Origin of the sequence: Mesomycoplasma dispar, assembly GCF_000941075.1 — a bacterium.
Classification (GTDB): Bacteria; Bacillota_I; Bacilli_A; order Mycoplasmatales; family Metamycoplasmataceae; genus Mesomycoplasma; species Mesomycoplasma dispar.
In genome coordinates this window covers 159,009-177,721 of the sequence record NZ_CP007229.1, presented here as the reverse complement: position 1 = coordinate 177,721, position 18,713 = coordinate 159,009, and the positions used below count along the sequence as shown (strand labels likewise).

Genomic DNA, 18,713 nt, shown 5'->3' with positions numbered 1-18,713 from the left:
AGTCCAAAATATTCTCGAGTATATTTAAAATTTAGAATAATAAATTGTCTATAACACTTATTTAACAATAAAGGGGAATTTTTGTTATCTTTTTATCATAATTTTACCTAAAATGTTTGATAAAAGTGAAAAAATGTCTACACTTTTCATTTTTAAGATCGAAAAAATCAGTCTAAAATCGAGTAAAAGGTGTTTTAGTGGATGGGTTTTAGATTGATTTTTTCAAGAAAACAAATATATTCAGTTTGTTTTTGATTAGATTTATGCATCCAGTTTTTTATTAAAGCCTAAAAATAAGTTTAAGAAATTTAAAATCTTTTCTCCAAAAAAAAGACAATAAAAAAACTTTTTGAAGTAAAAGTTTTTTTTCAATCTGAAAGACTAAAATTTCTTAATTTATAATTGAAAGGAAGGAAAATGAAGAACACTTTAATTCACTATGCCATCAAATATAAAGGTGATTATAAATCAATTCAAAAAGCTGTTCAAACAAATGAAGAAGTAACAAAAGAAGAACTTTTTGAAATTCAGAAAAAAGTTGACTCTGGCGAAATAAAGGCAATTACAATTGTTGATCAAAATTATCCCGAATCATTTCAAATACTTAAAAACCCACCTTATGTTTTATTTTATCGTGGTGATATTGAAATTCTTAATAGTAAAAGTCCAAAAACTTCGCTTATTGGCGAAAAATATAACTCGAAAATTCAGGAATTTTTCAATCGGTCATTAGACCAAATTATTAAGCGTCATACTTTAGTTACAAACGGTTATAAAGGTGTTGAACAAAAAATAATGGAATATTTCCGTTTAAACGAGATCCCAATTATTGCGGTTTCAGCAAATGGGGTTCAAAATCCTTGGCTTTTTGATGATTTTTCAGATTATGAAAAAATTTTGTTTATATCCGAATATCCTAACGGAACTAATATAAATAAAAAGCGTTTAATTGAACGGAACCGTTTAGTGGCCGCGCTTGCTAATTTTTTGGTTGTCTATTCAATCCGTCAAATTGGCGGTTCACAAAATTTAGTTAACTATTTTCTTGATTTTGGTAAAGAAATTTATTGCTTTTTTGATAAAGATGAAGAAGATGAACTTGATTTTAAAGGTTGTTCTGATCTAATTTATCAAGGCGCAAATTGAATTACCGAAATAAGAGATGTTTATTACGAAAGTAGATCGAGGGGAGAATAATGTATATTTTAAGTTTGTTTAATGACATAGGAGAAGTGGGGAAAGGACTCTCGACTCTTTCAGACACTTTGCAAAAATGAGTTAAATATTTAACTCAAATCGGGATGCCAATTGCCGGAGGTATACTTGTTGCATCAGTTGTGTTTTTTGCAACAATGTTAGCAATTTCTCACGATGTTGAAAAGCGAGACAAATGAAAAAAGGCACTAATTTGATCGTCGATCGGTTTTGTCATCATTTTAGTTGCACTTGGATTATCCACAGTAATCATTTCTGTTGCTAGTTCAGCAGCTAAAGGAAGTTCTGGATAATGTTTGGTTGACTTTTTAATGGTTTAATTAGTTTAATTACTTATCCTTTTTTTATTTTAGGTTGATATTTATTGGTTTATTTACCTTTATCGATTATTGCATTTTTCAATTTTATTTTTGACCAAATTGGAATTAATATAATTGTGAACGCGCTTTTTCAAAGGGAAACTTTTTCTTTCGAAAGTCTACCGATCGGTTTTTGAATTTTTGCGATCACATCGATTTCAATGGGTTTTCTCGTTTTTGTTTTACGGTATATTAAATTTTTGCTAATCCGTAAAAGGTCGGCTGACAGCGAAATTATCGCGATGGGAAAAGTTGGTATTGGTTCTTTTGCCTTTATTTTTCTTTTCCCGATTATTTTTTTTGCACTTCTTATTACAATTCAGTCGACACTTTTTTTAATTAATGACTACATTCGTGGAGATCAGAATTTAATTAGCGTGATGTTAAGATCGGCAAGTGATAAATTTACCGATGAAGAAATAAAACTAATTTCAGAAAGCTTCGGTTCTCCATATTATACAACTTTTTCATCAATGGAATCTGGTGAGGCGATTAGTTTAATTATTACACTTTCGGCATCATCAATTGTTATCGCCTACATTTTGGGTATAAGTTTTATTTCCTGATTTACAGCATCAGCACAACTTTTTATGAATTTTTTAACAATGCCTGTTTGAGCAATCAGCAGCATCTGGGATGACGGAAGCAGACTAAAATCTTGAACTAAAAATTTTTTGGGTCAATTTGCAATAATTATTGTTTATCAAGTCAGTTTTAATTTATTCCTGATTTGAATTTCATCAACTTACAAAGTTGCAGATCTAATCGATTTAAGCCAAGTAAAAAGTCAACAAATTTTCCGATTTTTATTCAGAATTGCTTTCATAATCGGTGGTGGTTTGGCAATCGCTTCTTTTACTCGCCAAATTGCTTCGCAATTTGGTCAAGAAGGAGCGCTTGAACACCAACAAAGACTTGCCTCATCGACCTTAAAAGTTGGGGGAGTAGCACTTGCAGGTGCAAGTGCTGCGATGATAAATTTAGGTCGAAATGCCAAAAATGCTAATTTAGATGTTGGTAATTTGTTTTCAAAAAAGAAAAAAAACCCTTTTAATATTGTTGACAATTCGCTACTGCCTAGTTCAAAATCAAGTGGCTGAAGATTACCCGAACTTTTAGGAGTCGGTTCCTCGGTTGTTGCGGGTTCTGTTTTGGGGTATAAAGGATTGAAATTTGGTACAAAAAAATTTAGGGAATATCGCGCAAAAAAAGCCCTAAATCCTAATCAAAAAAAAGGTCCAGCAAAACTTTTTTTTGACAAAATAGGTCAATTATTTAGAAAAAACAAAAAAACAAATAACAATCCAAATAATAGCGACGAAGTTGCAAAACTTGAAAATAAGGAAAATAAGGTAGACAAAATTAATATAAAAAGCGTGACTCAAAATTCAGACAAAAAAGATGAAAATAAGATTGAAAATTCTAATGAAAAAAGCAGCAAAGTGGAAGAAAAATTAGAGAATAATGCTAAAAAAGACGGTGAAGTGGAAGTTAACAGCGAAAATAACACTGAAAAAACAGAGCTTGTAGATGATAATAACATCGAAAAAACTGAAAAATCTATTGAAAACAGCATTACAGCGGCGTCTAAAAAGCAAGATTTGGCTGAAAAAGACGCTTCTACAACTGAGTTTTCAAAAGGGGAAGTTCAAAAACCAGAAGAAAAAAGTATTGTAAAAGTATCTGAAGAGCAAGATTTGGCTGAAAAAGACGCTTCTACAACTGAGTTTTCGGCATACAAAACAGAAAAATCGGAAATAAATTCAGTTGTGGAACCAAAAAAACAAGGTTTTTGAGAATGATTTTGAGGTAAATTACCCGACGATGAAGAAAAACCTAAGCGAAAAACCAGGGAAAAAAAGGTAAAAAGCGAAGAAAAAACAGCAAAAAAAGTGACCAAAAATGCAAAAAAAACTATAACAAGCGATAACGAAAAACCTGAAAAAAAGGTAAAAAAGGTAAAAACTATCGAAGAAAAAGAGAAAAAACCTAGAGGAAGAAAGAAAAAAACTGTTGAAAATCAAGCAGATTTAGTTAAAAAAGATGAAAAAACTGTAAATATAGATAAAAAAATAGAGTTAAAAGATCAAGATGCAAGTCTAAACTTGAAAAAAATAAAAAAAAATCAAGAAAATATGAAACCTGATTTTGAAAAACAAATAGAAATCAAGAACAAAACTGATGATACAACACCAGAAACTACTGGTAAAAAAGATGAATAAAAATAAACACTTTTAGATAAAAAACGGAAAAAACTAATGAAATTACAGAATAAACGAATTAAAAATGTTCAAATTCAAATTTTTCGAAAAATCACTTTGATTGATTTGCCGATTATTATGTTCATGTTTTTCTTATCGGCAAGTATCAGTTTTGCTTTACCTGAAAACATTTTTGTTCTATGAAAAATTTTAATTTCAGCAAGTTTGTTTCTAATTTTGACAGCACCACTCATAAAACACTATAAAAACTGAGATCTTAAGGGATATAAAATTCTTTGGTATATGATTTTATACATTTCGCGACCTAAAATTTATACAAAAATTGCAAAAACTAGTGCAAATACGAGAAATTTATTGCCTTACACCCGCGCAAAACAGGATTTTATCAAAGTTGGAGGTGGTTTTGTTGGCGGAATTGAGATCAATGGCCAGGATATTTTTAGCATCGGATCTGAAAAAATTGAGCAGATTCTTCAACAACTAACTGTCAGTCTTAACTCGATAAATAACCGAATTTCAATTGTAAAAATTGCTCACCCTAACGATTTAACTAAAAATAAATTATTTTTTTTACAACATCAAGATGAATGCATAGAAAATTTAGGTGCAGAATTATGCCAAGAATACAAAAGTGATATTCTTAATTTTGATTCTTATTTGCATCATCGCTATTTTATTATAGTTTATGAAAAAAATGATGTTTCTTTACTTCAACAAGTGAATCTTTTGCGGGCAAACATTTCCTCGACTGGTTTTCGTGCAAGGATTGCTTCACTTCGCGATTTGCTTGATTTGAATTTAAAAATTATTAATTTTAGTGACTTTTTAAACGATGAAGAATTTAATAATATTAAAAACGGCGATGATATCAGCAAATATTTGGCACAAAATAAGATCGAGTGACATCCTGAGTATTTTAAAATTAATGATATTTATTTCTCGGTTCAAAGTATCAACGAATATCCTTTTAACCTTCCGCTTGGTTGGGCAGCACAACTTTTTTCGACAAATAGCAGTGTAATTTGGCATCTCAATCGACTAACAACAGCTGAAAAAGAAAATAGTTTCAATAAAGGTGCAAAAAATTTAGAATCAAACCTTAGCGACCAACGAAATGTTGTCCAAAAAACAAAAGCAGAAACAGAACGTGCTGCACTTGAAGAAATAATTAACATCGCTGGTTCATCGCGAGAGGAAATTTTTTATTCAACTTTTATCTTTTTAAATACAGGTGAGACAAAAACCGAACTAAAAGAGATTGAAAGTAAAAATCGGAACAACCTAAGAAACATTGGGGCAACAATTAATCCTTTAAAATACCGTCAATTGCAGGGTTTTGCATCAATTTTCTTTCGTTTTAGCAACTTTTTAAAAGAAGAAATTGAAATGCCAGCTAGCAACATCGCTTTTGGAATTCCGTTTACATCACGAAATTTCAATGACGGAAATTATAATGCGATCGGTATTAGTAAAACTGATTATACTCCAGTTTTCTTTGATATTTTTCTACAAAATCAAGACCGAAAAAATTCAAACTGTTTTATTTTAGGGACATCAGGCGCTGGAAAATCGACGATGACTAAAAAATTGTTAACTTACAATAAAGCAATCGGCAATTCCGTGATAGTTTTGGATCCACAAAATGAGTATTGAAAAATTGGTGATAATTTAGACGCAAATAGTATTAATTTTGGTGGTGGAGTTTTGACAATTTTCAATCCTTTGCAGATTCAAAAAGTTTTTAACCCCCAATCAAAACAGGATGAAAATGAAAACTTTAATAACGCAGAAACAATTGCTCTCCATCTTCAAAATTTAGAAAAATTTTTTGGAATTTTACTTCCTAATTTAGAACATAAAATGCTGATGTCGATTATTGAAACCGTTAATGAAATGTATAAAAATCGCGATTTTTATACATTTTTTGAAGATGTTTGCCTTTTAGAACCAGATAAATTTCCCACTATCACTGATTTAATCGAAAATTATGAAGCAATGAATTTGGACTATATCACTGATTTTGAAAAAACAATCGTTTTATCAACTTTGCGCTATGAATTTAACGAATATGGAAAATTAAATCGACTTTTTAATGGCCATAGCAACAATTTGGACATCAGTCACGGACTTGTAATTTTTAATGTTTCGACACTAATGCACCTTGAAAAACGAATTTATCAATCGGCATTTTTCCTTGTTTTGTCATTTATTGAAGGAAAAATTGCAACTAACTTTTATAAAGATCAAAAAATTGTGCTAGTTGTTGACGAAGCGCACCGTTTTATTGATGAATCAAATACAATTGCTCTTGATTTTTTATTTAAAATTGCAAAAACTATCCGTAAATACAATGGTTCTTTAATAATTACAACACAAAATCCAGGAGATTTTGCAATTAGCGGTGAAGCTGCAAGAAAATCAGAAGCAATTATTGAAAATTGTCAGTATGCTTTCTTTTTTAACTTGAAAAGTAACGACATCGAGAAAGTAGATAAACTTTTTTCTTCATCAGGCGGACTTACAAAAGAAGAAAAAAAATTTATTGCTCTTGCCCAAATTGGTGAATTTATTTTTTCAGCCAACTTAAATGATCGATATATTTGTTCTGGTTATTTCAACAAAATTGAGAAAAAATTATTTTTTGACAAAGGAGATAAATCAAACAAGGAGGAAAATTAATGAAAAGAAAAATGCCATTTTTTTTAATAACAACAATGGTGCCGATACATTTTCTTTCAATGGGATTTCAAAATAATGATTATTTTGAAATCCACAAATCAGCAAATCAAATAACAAAATCAAAATTTGCAAATTTTACAACAGTTATTGAAAACTTTGAGGTTGAGAGACAAACTGATTCGGTTTATTTTGAGTGATTTAAAAACCAAAAAAATGAAGTTCGGAAACTGGAGTCCTATTGGTTTGATAAAGAAATTACAAAAAAAGTATACCATCCAGGCGCTAAACCCGAAATTAATACGGAAAATTATGCCTTTGAATATTGTAAAAACTTGGAAAATTGTCGAAATTGACAATTTTATTGAGAGGAAAAAAAATTCAGGCATTGAAAAGAAGAAACAATTTTCAGTGTTTATGGCGAGTATGATAATTCAGTTTTTGATAAAATTTCCCTAAAAATTGGTTCAAAAAGTCAAAATAACTTTGATGTCACAAAAAGTTTGAACCAATATGCAAAAGAAAAAATTAGTGAACTTGAAAAAAATACAGGTGCAAAAAATTTTAAGATTTCAAATTTAATTTATCGAATTGGTTTCGAAATTACCGATGATAAAATTAAAAACTTTACTATAAATTTACAGTTTAACTACAATTACCAAAAACCAGTCTTAAACTCCAATGTTGAACTTACAGAATATTTAGAAAATTTAAGACAAAAATTTAACAGCGAAGTTCTTAAAAATAATAAAATTATATTGGAAACTAATGATAAAAATGAAAAAGACTATGAAATACGTAACTTTTCATTAAATCAAGGATCAGAAACGCTTGAAAAAATTAAGGAAAAAGCAAAAGAGTTATCAGAAAAATTATTTACAAAATTTAATAACCAAAAAAAATATAATTCATCATTACAATTTAACGTTACAAGTGATACAACAATTGAATTTTTCTTAAATTTTCAACATCCACAAGACAAAAATTACTACAATTTTATTCTAAATCAAAATGTTAATATTAATTTTTCTCCTGAAAAACACAGTAATAAGGACGAATTTTGAAAGAGACTAATAGTAATTCCAGGTCAAATTTACGATCAAAACATTTATGAACCAAAAACTGATGAACCCATTAAAATTCAAACAGAAAAAAAAGAAAATGAAGAAAAAAAGGAAAATATCCGCTATATTTACGGTGGAAAGTGGGAATATCACGATAAAATCAAACTGAATTTCTTTGCAGATGAAAATGAGAATGAAATTTTATACGTAAACGGCAAGCCAATCGATGTTTTAGATCTCAATTTTAACTATGTGCTTGAAGATTTGAGACTAGATAGAAAAAATGAAAAAAATGCAATAAATAACTATAAAATTGAAATAAAAAAATTTGAAAAAAGTGACAAAACACAGGATAATTCTAAATTAATTGCCGTTTATGAAATCGAATTTGTGATTAAATCAGCAAACTCAATAATGGACATCAAGTGATTTGCTTGAGATCCTAAAAATAATAAGGAGCAACAAAAATTAATTGAACCATACTTGAAAGACGCAAATGGTAACCTAATTTACGATCATTTTGGAACTAAAATTAAAAATCCAAAATTTGATCCGTTAATTGATCCCGAAACTGGAACTAAAAAACAAATTTTATGAGTTTCTACTGGGAATAAATTGGATTCGCTGCCAGAAAATAGCAATTTTGCACAACTTCCAAACGAAATTTCACGCCTAAATTTAGGGCTAAAAAGCAATATTGGGTTTATCGCTGAAGGAAGTGTTAGCGGAAAAGGAGCGAATATAACTTTAAATTCTTTAATCGAAAATAAAGAGACTTGATCAAATAGGTATCAAATTAACTCAAATAATAACGAAAATTTCGAAATTTTAAGTAAAAATAGCAAAAAATTTGAAAAATTTGACATTACTAACAGCACAAACAAATACTTTTCGAATTCAGGAATTTGACTTTTTAGTTCGCAATTTGACAAAGGACTTTCTTCGTATAAGATTGTTTCCATTGGAGAAAATTCAAGTTCACAACTTTTTAGTGATATTTTCCCAAATAAATCAATTATTCCATTTTGAGAATCAAAGCCAGGACAAATACTAGCGCAAAGTTTGCTTTCCAAAAAAATGTCTTGAAATGACATTAAAAAACTTTCGTATGAACAAATTTTACTTTATTGACGAAATTTTATCGAAAAATTAGTAAAAAAACAATCATTTAGCAAAATTAACTCTAAACTCGACACAGGTTATTTAATTAAAAATCGTATAATTTCTGCAATAAAAAGAAGAAAAATAGCCAAAAACAGTGAAAATTTAAGAAACACAAGCGTTGACAATGATGCAAGGAATCAAACGGGAAAAACTGATGAAATTTTAGAAATTAACCCTGAAATGAAAGTTGATTTATTAAAAATAATCCTTAATGAGAATGAAAAAATTAATGAAAACCAACTAAAAATTGAAAATGTCGTGAAAAATCACGATGGAACTTTTAATTTTGATGTAAATATAACCAATAAAAAACAAAAAAAACTTAAATTTACAAATATAAAAGTTGAGAAAGAAAATGGCGATGAATCAAAAACAAAAATTAATTTTGATATTGAAAAAATTAATTTGCCAGGCAATGAACATTTTGATAATTTTTCTGAAATAATTAATCATTTATCAACCCAAAAAGATGCAGACAAAGTTGATATTGTTTTAGAAAAAGAAAATGATAAAATTTTTGCAAATTTTAAAATAAAAAATCAGTATAAAAATAAATATTTTGTAGAAAAACCGTTTATTTTACTAAAAAAACTGCCAGAAGCTAGTTTGATTTTTGAAGATCACAAAAATATTTTCGAAGAACTTGATCTTGATAGAATAAATTTAGCAGGAATTTTACACATAGAAAAAGCAAAAAAATTCATTCTAGATGAAATTGACAAAAGTTGAAAAAAAATTAAATATAGATTTAATTTTGATTTTGTAATCGATAACTTTGATGAAACTGTTGAAAAAATTATTAAAAATGTTGAGGAAAACGACCAAATTCCACATAAAGTTTGAAATTTAGAATTAAGAGTTAAAGCAGAATCAACTAAAAATTTTTATGGTTCAAAAGTAATTAAACTAGTTAATATTATTGGAAGTTTAACTGAACCAAAAATTCAAAACTTAAACCAAATTCGAGCGACACAGTTTAACTTTTCTGTTTCAAAACACAGCAATAATTTAGAAAAAGCATTAAAAGAGCACGTATATAACTTGCTTTTACCAGAAGAAATTGACGCTAAAAAATATCTTTACCTTAAAAATTTAGAACAAATTGCACATAATTTTCGACTAAATCCTAATTTAGACCGAGCAACATTAATTTTAGAACCTGGAACGTCGCAATTAAACGGTAAAAAAGAACTTACTGTTTTTAATTCAGATTTTTCACCATTAGGTAATTTAAATGTTTCTAACTTAAATCCAAGTGATAATTCAAAAAATATTTTTAAAAAAGAAACAACTTGATACTGATTAATTCCACTAATTATTTTTATGACACTAGGAGTTTTATTTCTTGGATTTTGAATTTACAATAAATTTATCGCTAAATTCAAACATTAAAGCATAGAAAGCACAGGTTAGAACAAGGAAAAATAAAGAAATTTACTAAACTTAAAAGGATTTCTTTACATAAACAAATAAACAAAAAATGACCAATTAAATGGTAAGTTAGTATAGGAAAATGAGACACATCATTATTTTTAATTATTTTTAAAACAAATTTTTATTATTTTTTATTCTCCAAAATTGTGAAAATTTTTTTGAGCACCAAATTGTTCAAAATGAGAGTTTGGACTCAAATATGAAAGGCAACTTTGCACTCTAGTTTTATTGTATCATTTAACAAATGAGCTGATTTTTTGATGGGCATCTTCAAGGTTTTCAAAAATTTTACCCTCAACATTCAAGTATTCTCTTTGTAAAATAGCATAAAAGTATTCAATCGGGCGGTTTGCAAGCGCGTTTCCTTTTGGCGACATTGATTGTTGAATGTTGTTTTCTTTTAAAAATTGAGCAAATCGGTGGTTAGCATATTCAACTCCATGATCTGAATGGAAAAATTTAGGTGTAATTTTGTGTTTTTTGATTGTTTCTTTTACTAATTTTATTGTTTCTTCTGAAAATCTAGTCTTGGAAATTGAAAAATTTAGCAAATAATTAGATTTTGTTTCAATTATTGAATGCAAAAAATAAAAATCATCGCCAATTCTTATAAATTTAATATCAGCAAATCATTTTTCACCAAAATTTTTAGATTCAAATTGTCCTTTGATATGATCTTCGGCTCAAATCCGCGAAAATTTAGCTTCTTTTGGCGCATTTTTACCTTGTTTTTTGTAAGCAATCGATTTTATCCCTAAATGTTCATAGTGTTTTTGAAAAACATATGTGCTTATATTATTTCCTTGATTTTTGTATACATTATACAAATTATCTCGACCTTTTACTTTTCTGTTAAAATTAAAACTTTCAAGAATTCAATCAAGTAATTCTTTACTGTATACCATTTCTTTTGGTGATTTTTTCACCTTTATTTTGCGATAAATCGATGTGCGATTAATTTTTAAAACACTGCAAAGTCTTGTTGAATTTTCGATTTGATCCTTATCTTTTTCTGCTTCTTGTTTTCGCTTTTTAAGTTCGTCCATTACAATTGCAGGATCAATCCCGTATCTTCTAAGGACGTTTTCCATTATTTCTTGATAAATTCCGCGGTCATTTTCCGAAAGATCGTTAATTGTGTATTGTTTTTTTGACTTACGTGGTGATTTATTTTTACCACGTGTGTTAATTAATCCGTTCATGCCATAATTATAATACTTTTTTTGTCAGTTTCGAATTAAATTATTCGCATATGTCTGTAAAAAACCCTCTTTTTGCGATTTTTTATTAACTGATTTATTTTTATAAATTTCACGAAACTCGTTTGCAAAATGTATAGTCGCACTTTTGAATCCTTGCGATTCAGCGATTTTGATATATTTGATTTTTTCATTAATTGAAAATTTATTTTGTTTCATAAAAAAAACACACCTCTCTTGGTGTGTCTCATTTTTTTCTACTAATTTATGACCAATTAAATGGTCTTTTTATTTATTTGTTATTGCTGTACCGTTTTATACAGTTGTTTTTGTATGTTTATTAACAAATAAATCTAATCTTGAAATTTTTCGAGAAGCTTTGTTTTTGTGAAAAACGCCTTTTGATTTAGCTTTTGCAATTTCTTTATGAGCTTTTGCCACTAGTTCAGATTGATTTTCTGAATTTGTAGTTACTGCAATTTTTGCTTTTTTTATTGCAGTTTTTACACGAGATTTAATTGCATTATTTCTCACTCTTGCTTTTTGCATTTTTGTAATTGATTTAATTTTTGACTTTATATTTGCCATATCTTTTTCCTTAAAAATTTCTTTATTTATATTTTAATTTACAATTTTGTTGAAAAACGCTAGGAAAATTATACCATAAAAGGTATCATTTTTACATAAAAAGTGGTTTTTCTAACCCTAACCAAACACAAAAAAACAAAAATTTATTTGCTAAATTAGTATTCTACTTTAAAAATCATTTTTCTAATTGTGCCGATTTCACCAGTATATTTTGGCAAGTGAGCATCGCCTGGTAGAAAAATTAAAAATTCGCCTTTTAATGGTTTGATTAAATTACGTACCGAATCTTTTCTGTAAAGTGCAACATCATCTTTTTCTGAATAATCGCTAACTTTATTGACTAATTTTTCCGAAAAATCAAAAAAATACTGTTCTTTTTCTTCAACAACTATATGAACATCAGCATATCTTTTATGATATTCATAAAGTGCGTTTGTATCATCAAAACTTGTAACATCAATATGAATTACAAATATTTTATCACCGTCAATTTCTGTTTTACCAACAGGAATTTTGGTTAAATCATTTTCTCTTAAAAAAACTGCCAATTTAGCAAAATTTTTGTTTAAAAATGAATATTTTTCAAAATTTACCAACTTATCATAAATCACTTTTCACCAACTTTTTATAAAAATTTATTATAAATTTTATCAAAAAAAACAAATTTAGCAAATAAAACACTTTTTATTCATTATTTTAATTTTTACTGCTAAATAATGTAAAAATTAAAAAAAACACTGTAATTTATATTATAATTTTTTCTAGTAAACAATATTTTTGAAGGAATAACTATGAAAAGTGGAAACAAAAATTCTTTTTTATCAAGAAAAATTCTCAAAATAACAACATTAACTTTTGCCCCATTTAGTGTTTTTTCAACACTTGTTGCAGCAAGTTGTACTCAAATTAACAGTGAAAATTCGTTATTATCAAAAGTTAATTATTTAGCCATCGGCGATGCAGCAGCAACAGGGATGAGCGAAGAAACTTATCGTGATTTTCAAGGTAAAATGGATGAAGCGGGCAATTTAAGCGGGCAATCCTATCCAGCATTTTTTGCTCATTTTCTTCAGAAACTGAATAAAAATTCGTTAGTTTCCTATGATAATTTAGCAGTGAATGGCACAAGTGTTCAAAATTGACTTTATCTTATTAACCCTAAAAAATATCCAAAAGGTAAATTGTCACAAACATTTCTTAATTCTAATTTAACTAAAAATGATAAATTTAATGAAATTGGTGCAGTTTTTGGCGAACTTGAAAATCAATCATTTCCTAATTTTATTCAAAAAATAAAAAAAGCTAATCTTTTAACTGTATCTCTCGGTTTTGATGAAATTTTTTTTACTATAATGAAAAAAATTTCAATTGTACCATCAAATTTACCTAACATACCTGATGACTTAAAAAAATTGTTAGATCAACACAAAAAAAATATTGAACAAACTGACTCTGTCAAGACAAAAAAAGATTTTAAAGATGAAATAGACGAAAAAATTTCTGAATTAAAAGAAGATTTTGATAATCTAATTAAAGAATTGAAGTCTATAAATTCGCAATTAAAAATAAATTTAATAGGTATTTATTTTTCTCCAAGTTCGTCTATCACAAAATTTTTAAGGTATGTTTTACATAATGATTTCAAATTAGATCTTGATTTTTTTGATAAAAATATTGACAAAACCAATTCAGCAATTAGGGAAATCGCCCTTAAAAATAATGTAAATTATGTTGATGTCTACGATAAAAGTCTCTGAAATGAAAAGGATAGTAAATTTTCAGCAACTAAATTAGGCGTCTATCCAAAACTTAAAGGGCAGAAAAAAATTGCTCACCAACTTCTTTTAAAATTAGCACTCGACCAAAATGAAAATAACAAAAATATAGATGAATTTAAGAAAACAAGCAACTTTAATGATATAGTTGATGGAAAATTAACTTATAAAAACATAATTGATATTAGTCACTTCGCAAAATCCAATCAAGAGTTACTAGAAAAATTAAACCAAGGTGAAAAAACCGCTGAATTCATAGACAAAAATTCTAATTTTGAAAAAGAGCAAGAAGAAAAAATCAAGGATAGCAAATTAACACCAACAGAATTATTTAAAAATTTTATTAGCTCCGATTTTTCTAGTGATATTGATATTAGCAAACTTTTTGGAAATGATCCTTTTTTTAGCCAACTTTTTTCCAACATACCCGATTCTAATTCTAAAACATTTTTGGAGAAAATAAATTTTATAGCAGAGATTTTAAAACCATTGTTTAAAAACAAGGAAACAAACTTTTTTGACGAAATTTTTAAATCATTTTTCGAATTTATTGAATCAATAACCAAACCTGGAAAAGAAGATAAAATCAGCTTGCTCACATTTTCTTTCGAAATTTTGAAAAAGTTTTCCACACTTTTTGTCCCACAAATTGGTGATAAAATTAAAGAAGCGCTAAAACATTTTGAACAGATTTCTAGTAAACCAAAGCAAACTGATGAAAAAAAGGCGAAACTAGCGAAAAAATAAATAGAGATAAATAATAAAACCGTAATTTACAGTATTTTTTACGCTTTTTTTAGGATTTTAGCAATTTTTGCTAAAAGTATAATTTTTTGCTACTTTTGAATAATATAGTCTAATATCCAAATCTTTTTATCATTTTAGGATCATTAAATCATTTTTTTGCAACTGATACTCGATTAATTAGCACGACTTTTTTACCAAAAATTTCTTCAAGTTCTTTACGTGCATCAGTGCCAATTTTACCAAGAACCGAACCTTCTTTACCAACAACAATTGGTAAATGCGACTTTCTGGCGACATAAATTGTTGCTTCAATTCTGACAAAACGGCTATCAGATTCATCAAAACTATCAATTACAACAGCACATTGATGGGGAATTTCGTCTTCGAGATTTAAAAGTATCTGTTTTCTAATGATTTCTTTAGCAAAAAAGCGGGAACTTTGATCAGTGACGTCTAAATTGTTAAAAAAATGATTCGAAGGGTAAGCGAATTTTTCGATTTCTGTTAATAAATCAGTGCGAAAATCGTCTGAATTGGTTGAGTAAGGTAAAATTTTTTCAAAATTTAGTTCCTTAAAATTTTTTTCTTGGCTCTCAAAGTTTAGATCATCGTTTGCTAAGTCAGTTTTTGTGATTATTGCGATTTTATTAGTGTTTTTTGAAACTTTTTCGGCTAATTGCTTTGTATTTTCATCGATTTTTTCATTAACTGGGTGCAAAAAAAGTACTAAATCAATCCCTTCAAGTGTTGAATTGATTGCAAAATTTAGCGAATTACTAAGATTGTTGATCCGATTGTGAAAGCCAGGAGTGTCGACAAAAACAATTTGGAGATTGCCTTTATTGTAAATTGCATTGATTGCATCGCGGGTAGTTTGTGATTTTAAACTTACAATTGAGACTGGAAATTGCACAATTGAATTGATAAGCGAAGATTTACCAACATTGGGGAGCCCAATAATGGCAACAAAGCAGGTTTTTGTATTATCCATAAATTTATTACAAGAAATCCTTTTTGAATTGGTGTGGTAAAAGTTCTTCTAATTTTTTCTCAATAAATTCTGATTTTGAATTGTAAAGAAAAATATTAACATCTTCTGAAAAAAATTCAACAAAAACTTGCAAACACTGGCCGCAAGGAACAATAAATTTTTCAGATTTTGGACTATAAATGTGAATTTCTTTGAAACTTTCTGGTTTAGCACCATTGGCAATTGCCTGAAAAATTGCAGTTCTTTCGGCGCAAATTCCTGCTGGAAAAACTGCATTTTCAACATTAACACCTTGAAATGATTCATTCAAGTTTGTTACTAAAATTGCGGCAACAGCAAAACTTGAATAAGGACAGTAAGCATTTTTGCTTAATTTATCCAATTTTGAAAAAAAATCTTTCATTAACGAGAAATTCCTAAAATTACTAAAATATCTTCAACTTTTTCGTGCATACGCTTATTTGCCTGTTCATCTTGATGGTCAAAACCGAGCAAATGATAGATACTATGAACAAAAAGGTAAGAAAACTCGCGTTCTTCTGAATGTCCATATTCATCTGCCTGTTTTAATATTTTCGTTGGTGTCATAAAAATTTCGCCTAAAAAATGAAAGCTGGAATCACTGTCATTGACAAAAAAATTGCTTGGGAAGGATAGAACATCAGGAATATAGTCTTGCTTTTTAAACTCAAGCGCTAATTTTTGTGCTTTTTGTTCAGTAATTAACATTAAATCTAAATTAATTTCACCTACCAGATTTTCTTTTTCAACTAAAAGTTTAAAAATTTTTCTAAACAACTTTAAATACTTAAATTTAATTTTGCTTTGATTTAGAAAATTAATTGTCGCTTTCATTTAATATAATTTTACTCCTATTTTATAAAAAGATCAAAAAAATTTCCATTATCTTTTAAAAAAAGGACAGCAGGTATTTGTGTTTTAGGCTTTAACAAAAGAGACTTTGTAAATTCAATGATAAATTCGTTTTGTTTTGTGTTGGTAATTTTAACAAGTTCAAGTCTAACATTTCGATCCTGAAATTGAAATTGTGCAAAAGAATCTTTGTTTAGCAAATAGTAAATATCTGAATTTATTTTTGCAAAAGTTTTATGTTTTTCATCGATTTCAAGAACAAAATTAATTGTTTTATATGTTTTTATTTGAAAAAAATAGTAAAGACTAAATCCCATTAAAATCAATAAAATTACGCTAATTAATACTGAAATTTTACTGTTTTGATATATTTTTGATGTCAAGAATCTCTCCTTCCTGATTTACAAACCTTTTTGAATGTGAAATTTCAATAAAAATAGCATTTTTTTGATAATTTACAATAACTTTTTTTAGAAATTCAAAATTTTTTTCATCAATGTTTTCAAAAGCCTCATCAAGCAAAATCAGGTCATAATTTTGTGTTAATAATTGTAAAAGCGCTATTATTTGTTTTTGACCACTTGAAAAATTTGACCCGTTGTTAACAAACTTTGTATCAAGTGAAATTTGCCACTCATAGAGCATTTCTTGAATGTCAAAACGCTGAAAATTGTTTATCAAATTCTGTATTTTTTCAGGATTCTCATTTGTGACAAAAGAAAGAACTGAAATACTCGGAAAATAATTTTGTGATTTTATGTAACAAATTCTTTTCCTTAATTCATTTTGATTATAATATTTCAAATCAAGATTATTAATCAAAAACTCACCATTATAAACAATATCTTGATTTAAAAGTCTCAAAAAAGTGGACTTTCCACTACCATTTTTCCCAATTATACGTAAATTTTGGTTAATTTGCATTTTGTCAATATAAAAAAGTGTCTTATTTTTATAGTAACTCACACTCAAATCTTTTAATTTAATATCAGAAATTTTCTGATGGTATTTGCCATTAACTTCCTTATCGACATTCAGAACAAAATTCAATAACTCTAATTCCTTTAAAAATATCGGCAAATTGGTAACAATATCAACAAAAGAGGAAAGTGGATTAATAAAAAAACTAAAAAAACTTAAAAAAAGCAGTAGTTCCCCTATCGATAATTTTTTATCAAAAATTCAAAAAGATGAAACAAAAACAATTAAAATTGGTGAAATTGAAAAAATAAAATTATTAAAACTTGATAAATAATTTTCTTTTTTCCAAATATTAAATTCTGTTTTTTTGTAACGATAATATTTTTCATCAAATTGTCGTTTTAAATTTTTATACACATCATCACGCTTTAAATTTTCAATGGAAAAAATTAAATCGTTACTTGTTGACAGACTATTTAGTTGATCTTCCATTAAAAATCTGTGATTTTTTGTAATATTTTTACGAACAAATATGCTAACAAAAAGATAAACAACACTAATTGCTATAATTAAGCCAAAAATTTTAACATCGATTCATATAAGAATGAAAAATGAAATCAAAAAAGTGATTAGTTCGTTAAAAATGTGGTAATAAAAACTGGCAGAAAAACTGGCAAAACTAGGAATTAAATTAATCCTTCGAATATAATCGTGATTATCTAGCTTTAAAAGTTGAAAATTTTCCCCAGTTTTTAGAGCGTTAAAAAATCGGTCAAAAATTTCTTTTTCAATTTTAAGTTCGATTTTATGAATATAAGTTTTTTTAAAAACATCCTGTAAAACACGTCAAAAAGCAATTCAAATAAAGAAAACACAGACTTTTACTACAAGAGACATTTCCGTTTGTGGAAAAACCTTGTCGATAATTGTCTTCATAAATAAAGACGAAACAAAATTGCTAACCGCTGTTATGAAAAATAAGAAAAGTAAATATCAATTACTTTTTGCTTCAAGGAAAAATCATCAATTATTTCAAGATTTGTCTTTTCCTTTTGATTTTTTATATTCAAAATCCTTTTGTGCAAAAATCACAACATTTTGAAAGATTTTTTCCATTGTTGCCGTACTAATTTTCATCCTCCCTTTTAGCGGATCGATAATTTCAAATTTTCTTTTTGTGATTTTTGTTAACAAAACATAATGGTTCAAATCGCCAGTTTTAATTAAAATGATAGTCGGTTTTCCAAGATTTAGAGTTTTTAAACTTTCAAATGAGCCTCCATATGAATCAAGAATAATTCCAAAATCCTTTGCTAAACGCTCCAAATTAGCAATATTTATCCCATCATGTGAATAAAAAGCCTTTGTTTTTAAAGTATTTATTGAAATCTTTTTATCATAAAAATGATGATAAATTGATTGGAGAACCGCTAACCCACAATCCCTTAAATCTTTTTGCAAAAATACTTTCATTATCTGTTGAAA

Annotated in this window: 14 protein-coding genes; 6 read left to right on the top strand and 8 right to left on the bottom strand. The window is 27.6% G+C overall.

The annotated features are described in order from the left end of the window. Nucleotides 1-417: 417 nt before the first annotated feature. Genes MDIS_RS00635 through MDIS_RS00615 form a run of 5 tightly spaced genes read left to right on the top strand, consistent with a single transcriptional unit; the run spans nt 418 to nt 10,092 of the window. Nucleotides 418-1,197 (top strand): DNA-processing protein DprA, encoded by a 780-nt coding sequence (locus MDIS_RS00635; RefSeq protein ID WP_044635200.1) that lies wholly within the window; start codon nt 418-420, stop codon nt 1,195-1,197. A gap of 35 nt (nt 1,198-1,232) precedes the next feature. Further along, nucleotides 1,233-1,508: an Mbov_0395 family pilin-like conjugal transfer protein gene (locus tag MDIS_RS00630; protein WP_240532172.1), complete on the top strand. Its 276-nt coding sequence runs from the start codon at nt 1,233-1,235 to the stop codon at nt 1,506-1,508. Beyond that, nucleotides 1,508-3,796 carry an Mbov_0396 family ICE element transmembrane protein gene (locus MDIS_RS00625; RefSeq protein WP_044635198.1) on the top strand — a complete coding sequence of 763 codons (2,289 nt, stop codon included), beginning with the start codon at nt 1,508-1,510 and terminating at the stop codon, nt 3,794-3,796. Before MDIS_RS00630 ends, MDIS_RS00625 begins: the two co-directional genes overlap by 1 nt. Before the next feature lie 36 nt (nt 3,797-3,832). After that, nucleotides 3,833-6,475 (top strand): Mbov_0397 family ICE element conjugal transfer ATPase, encoded by a 2,643-nt coding sequence (locus MDIS_RS00620; RefSeq protein ID WP_044635197.1) that lies wholly within the window; start codon nt 3,833-3,835, stop codon nt 6,473-6,475. Beyond that, on the top strand, nt 6,475-10,092 hold the full coding sequence (locus tag MDIS_RS00615) for an Mbov_0399 family ICE element protein (protein WP_044635196.1): 3,618 nt from the start codon (nt 6,475-6,477) through the stop codon (nt 10,090-10,092). Before MDIS_RS00620 ends, MDIS_RS00615 begins: the two co-directional genes overlap by 1 nt. 173 nt (nt 10,093-10,265) lie before the next feature. Here MDIS_RS00615 and MDIS_RS00610 read toward each other — a convergent pair whose 3' ends face one another. The 3 genes from MDIS_RS00610 to MDIS_RS00600 form a co-directional block, all read right to left on the bottom strand. Beyond that, entirely contained in the window at nt 10,266-11,552 is a 1,287-nt protein-coding gene (locus MDIS_RS00610; protein ID WP_044635183.1) for an IS3 family transposase, read from the bottom strand. A gap of 96 nt (nt 11,553-11,648) precedes the next feature. Beyond that, nucleotides 11,649-11,921 carry a 30S ribosomal protein S20 gene (gene rpsT / locus MDIS_RS00605; RefSeq protein ID WP_044635195.1) on the bottom strand — a complete coding sequence of 91 codons (273 nt, stop codon included), beginning with the start codon at nt 11,919-11,921 and terminating at the stop codon, nt 11,649-11,651. 155 nt (nt 11,922-12,076) lie between these two features. Next, nucleotides 12,077-12,532 carry a YhcH/YjgK/YiaL family protein gene (locus MDIS_RS00600; protein WP_044635194.1) on the bottom strand — a complete coding sequence of 152 codons (456 nt, stop codon included), beginning with the start codon at nt 12,530-12,532 and terminating at the stop codon, nt 12,077-12,079. A 180-nt stretch (nt 12,533-12,712) separates the two neighbouring features. Between MDIS_RS00600 and MDIS_RS00595 the strand changes: the two genes are divergently transcribed. Beyond that, entirely contained in the window at nt 12,713-14,443 is a 1,731-nt protein-coding gene (locus tag MDIS_RS00595; RefSeq protein ID WP_052506190.1) for an SGNH/GDSL hydrolase family protein, read from the top strand. 109 nt (nt 14,444-14,552) lie between these two features. Here MDIS_RS00595 and era read toward each other — a convergent pair whose 3' ends face one another. Genes era through MDIS_RS00570 form a run of 5 tightly spaced genes read right to left on the bottom strand, consistent with a single transcriptional unit; the run spans nt 14,553 to nt 18,701 of the window. Then, on the bottom strand, nt 14,553-15,434 hold the full coding sequence (gene era / locus MDIS_RS00590) for a GTPase Era (RefSeq protein ID WP_044635193.1): 882 nt from the start codon (nt 15,432-15,434) through the stop codon (nt 14,553-14,555). 7 nt (nt 15,435-15,441) lie between these two features. Next, nucleotides 15,442-15,837 carry a cytidine deaminase gene (gene cdd, locus MDIS_RS00585; protein ID WP_044635192.1) on the bottom strand — a complete coding sequence of 132 codons (396 nt, stop codon included), beginning with the start codon at nt 15,835-15,837 and terminating at the stop codon, nt 15,442-15,444. Beyond that, the gene (ybeY, locus tag MDIS_RS00580) at nt 15,837-16,289 is read right to left on the bottom strand and encodes an rRNA maturation RNase YbeY (RefSeq protein WP_044635191.1); all 453 of its coding nucleotides are present in this window, start codon (nt 16,287-16,289) and stop codon (nt 15,837-15,839) included. The genes cdd and ybeY overlap by 1 nt, the downstream gene beginning before the upstream one ends. A gap of 17 nt (nt 16,290-16,306) precedes the next feature. Then, a complete protein-coding gene (locus MDIS_RS00575; protein WP_232034181.1) occupies nt 16,307-16,690 on the bottom strand; it encodes an MAG1140 family protein in 384 nt (127 codons plus the stop codon). Further along, complete coding sequence (locus tag MDIS_RS00570; protein WP_044635190.1) at nt 16,662-18,701, bottom strand: Mbov_0121 family peptidase domain-containing ABC transporter; 2,040 nt, start codon at nt 18,699-18,701, stop codon at nt 16,662-16,664. The genes MDIS_RS00575 and MDIS_RS00570 overlap by 29 nt, the downstream gene beginning before the upstream one ends. Nucleotides 18,702-18,713 lie beyond the last annotated feature (12 nt).